The following is a 3,082-nucleotide window of genomic DNA, read 5'->3' on the forward strand; positions in this document are numbered from 1 at the left end:
CTCGGCCCTGGACGTCTCCATCCAGGCGCAGGTGGTCAACCTGCTCCAGAAGGTGCAGCAGGAGCTGGGCATCGCGTTCCTGTTCATCGCCCACGACCTCGCGGTGGTACGGCACTTCTCGCAGCGCGTGGCCGTGATGTATCTCGGCAAGGTCATCGAGGTCGGCGACCGCGACTCCATCTACACCCGCCCCCGCCACCCCTACACCCACGCCCTGCTGTCCGCGGTGCCCGAGGTGAGCCTGGTGGGCGAGGCGGAGGCCGGCGGGCGGGAGCGGATCCGGCTGGCCGGTGACGTGCCCTCACCGATCTCGCCGCCGTCCGGCTGCCGGTTCCGTACCCGCTGCTGGAAGGCGCAGGACAAGTGCGCCGCGGAGGAACCGCCGTTGATCCGGCTCTCCGGCAACCACGACGGCCACCTCACGGCCTGCCACTTCCCGGAGGACCCGACGATCGAGGCGCGGGACGAGGACATCGTGCTGGATCCGGCATTGGCGGCGCTGGAGGAGGAGTTGGGAGAGGTGCCGGGCAACGGCTCGGTCGACTAGAAGTCGCGCCTCGCCACGGTGACGATCTCAGGGCAGGCGGGGGTCAGCGGCCCCCGCCCCCAGTCGCCGTACTGCTCGACGACCTTCAGGCCCGCCTCGCCCAGCAGCTTCTCGATGCCGTGGGGGCCGAGGAGCCGGAAGGCGGTGGTGCTCGTCTGGGGGCGGTCCCAGCGGACGCCCTCGTAGGTCTCCGTGACGGTGATCCGGTCGCCGGTGACGGGCCCGGCGACCTCCTGCCACATCCACGCGACCGAGCCCTCGGCGTCGGCGCCCTCGCGGATGTGCTCGCGGGTCCAGTTCTCCCAGACGCGGGCGGCCGGATTCAGCGTGTCGAACACGAACCGCCCACCGCCCCGGGCGAGGGCGTCCCGGACGACACCCAGGGCTCCCCGCACCTCCTCGTCCCCGGCGAGCAGGGGAAAGGTGTGCCCGGCCATCACGACGAGGTCGAACTCCCCGTACCGCAACGGCGTGCGCAGATCCCCGAGCACCCACTCCACCCGAGGCTCCCGCCGCCGCGCCTGTACGAGCATGGCGGCGGCCGGATCGACCCCCACGAGCCGCCCGCGGTGCCCCGCCGCCCGCGCCCGGGCGAGCAGCCGTCCGGTGCCGCAGCCGACGTCGAGGACGCTGGACGCCGACATCACGAGACCGGCGTAGAAGTCGTCGCCGGGTCCCCAGGGGTGCAGTGAGTCGTACAGCGCGGCGAGTGTGAGATCCGCGAACGAGCGAGCAACCATCGGCGCAGTCTCGCACACGCTACTGAACGACGTGACAGGATCAGGCCCCCATCACCCTGGAGGGAGCGGGAGTTGCTGCACCACGTCGAGCTGTGGGTACCGGACCTGAGGCGGGCGGTGACGTCCTGGGGCTGGCTGCTGGAGGGCCTGGGCTACGAGCCGTACCAGAACTGGGAGGCCGGCCGCAGCTGGCGCATGGGGGAGACGTACGTCGTCCTGGAACAGTCCCCTGCCCTGACGGCAGACCGCCACGACCGCACCCGCCCCGGCCTGAACCACCTGGCGTTCCACGTCCGCAGCCGCGGGGAGCTGGACGCGCTGCTGACGAAGGCGCCGGACCACGGCTGGACCCTCCTCTTCCCGGACCGGCACCCCTATGCGGGTGGGGCGGAGCACTACGCGGCGTATCTGGAGGACGGGGACGGGTTCGAGGTGGAACTGGTCGCCGGGGCACGCTAATTGGTTCGACAGGGGAGGCCGGGGCCGTCATGCTCGTCCCCGATGACTCGAACCGACACCCCTACCGCCTGGGACGAACGCACCCAGCTCACCACGTTCCTCGACTACGCCCGTGCCACGGCGGTCGCCAAGTGCGAGGACGTCACGCCGGAGAACGCCGTCAGGGCGCCACTGCCGGGCTCACCGCTGATGACCCTGGCCGGCCTGGTCAACCACCTCCGCTGGGTGGAGTACTGGTGGTTCCAGGTGATCTTCCTCGGCGAGGAGGACGAGAGCCCGTGGACGGACGAGGACCCCGACCGCGAGATGCGCATCGCGGTCGACATGCCACTCGCGGACGTCCTGCGCGAGTACGAGGAGGCGTCCGCGCGCTACCGCGAGCTGGTCGCCGCGAACGACCTCGACGCGAAGGCCGAGCGCCCCATCCGCGACGGCCGCCACCCCGACCTCCGCTGGATCCTCCTCCACCTCATCGAGGAAACGGCCCGGCACAACGGCCACTTGGACATCGTGCGCGAGCTGGTTGACGGCAAGACCGGCGTGTGATGTTCCGACGTGTCCGCACGGTGATGGTGTTCACCGACGCTCCGGAGGCGTCGGCGCGTTGGTGGGCGGGAACCGTTGACGGCGCTGACGCGACGCGAAGTGCCCCGCAGTGCAAAGGCCCGCGCCTGGGTGGGCGCGGGCCTTCGTTCCCCTGGAAGCGGACGTTCTCGGGCTCGGGTCAATGGGCCTCGAAAGTCCGGTCCCGGTAGGAGACGGCTGACGGAAAGGGGTGTGTCAGACCGTCTTCTGGGGGTCCTTGGAGAGACGCTGAGCGGGGATGGTCTCCTCCGTCTCCGGGTAGTGGCACGCCGTGAGGTGGCCCGGCTTGTTGCCCTCGACCTGGACCAGCGGCGGCGCCTCGGTCGCGCACTTCTCCGTCGCCTTCCAGCAGCGGGTGCGGAAGCGGCAGCCCGACGGCGGGTTCAGCGGGGAGGGCACGTCGCCCTGGAGGCGGATGCGCTCACGGGCCGGCGTCTCGTCCACCGTCGCCTCCGGCACCGCCGACAGCAGCGCCTTGGTGTAGGGGTGGCGCGGGTTGCCGTACAGGTCGTCACGGTCGGCGATCTCGACGATCTTGCCGAGGTACATGACCGCGACGCGCTGCGAGAAGTGCCGTACCACCGCGAGGTCGTGGGCGATGAACAGGAACGCGATGCCCAGCTCCTGCTGCACCTTCTGGAGCAGGTTGACCACCTGCGCCTGGATCGACACGTCCAGCGCGGACACCGGTTCGTCCGCCACGATCAGCTTCGGCTCCAGGGCCAACGCCCGTGCCACGCCGATACGTTGG

Annotated in this window: 5 protein-coding genes; 3 read left to right on the plus strand and 2 right to left on the minus strand. The window is 70.7% G+C overall.

From position 1 onward, the window contains the following. A partial coding sequence (locus DI272_RS45570) for an oligopeptide/dipeptide ABC transporter ATP-binding protein (protein WP_375138077.1) occupies window positions 1-547 on the plus strand: 547 nt, incomplete at its 5' end. On the opposite strand, the gene DI272_RS29560 is transcribed toward DI272_RS45570, so the two are convergent. Beyond that, on the minus strand, window positions 544-1,287 hold the full coding sequence (locus DI272_RS29560; RefSeq protein WP_109498254.1) for a trans-aconitate 2-methyltransferase: 744 nt from the start codon (window positions 1,285-1,287) through the stop codon (window positions 544-546). The genes DI272_RS45570 and DI272_RS29560 overlap by 4 nt on opposite strands. 72 nt (window positions 1,288-1,359) lie before the next feature. Here DI272_RS29560 and DI272_RS29565 point away from each other — a divergent pair, with 72 nt between their 5' ends. Both DI272_RS29565 and DI272_RS29570 read left to right on the plus strand, forming a co-directional pair. Beyond that, the gene (locus DI272_RS29565; protein ID WP_109498255.1) at window positions 1,360-1,746 is read left to right on the plus strand and encodes a VOC family protein; all 387 of its coding nucleotides are present in this window, start codon (window positions 1,360-1,362) and stop codon (window positions 1,744-1,746) included. 42 nt (window positions 1,747-1,788) lie between these two features. After that, window positions 1,789-2,292, plus strand: coding sequence for a DinB family protein (locus DI272_RS29570; RefSeq protein WP_109498256.1), 504 nt, complete (start codon window positions 1,789-1,791; stop codon window positions 2,290-2,292). A 234-nt stretch (window positions 2,293-2,526) separates the two neighbouring features. Here the strand turns inward: DI272_RS29570 and DI272_RS45575 are convergent. Then, the coding region (locus DI272_RS45575; protein WP_258314715.1) for an ABC transporter ATP-binding protein at window positions 2,527-3,082 on the minus strand (556 nt) is incomplete at its 5' end.

Origin of the sequence: Streptomyces sp. Act143 (assembly GCF_003143935.1) — a bacterium.
Taxonomy (GTDB): Bacteria; Actinomycetota; Actinomycetes; order Streptomycetales; family Streptomycetaceae; genus Streptomyces.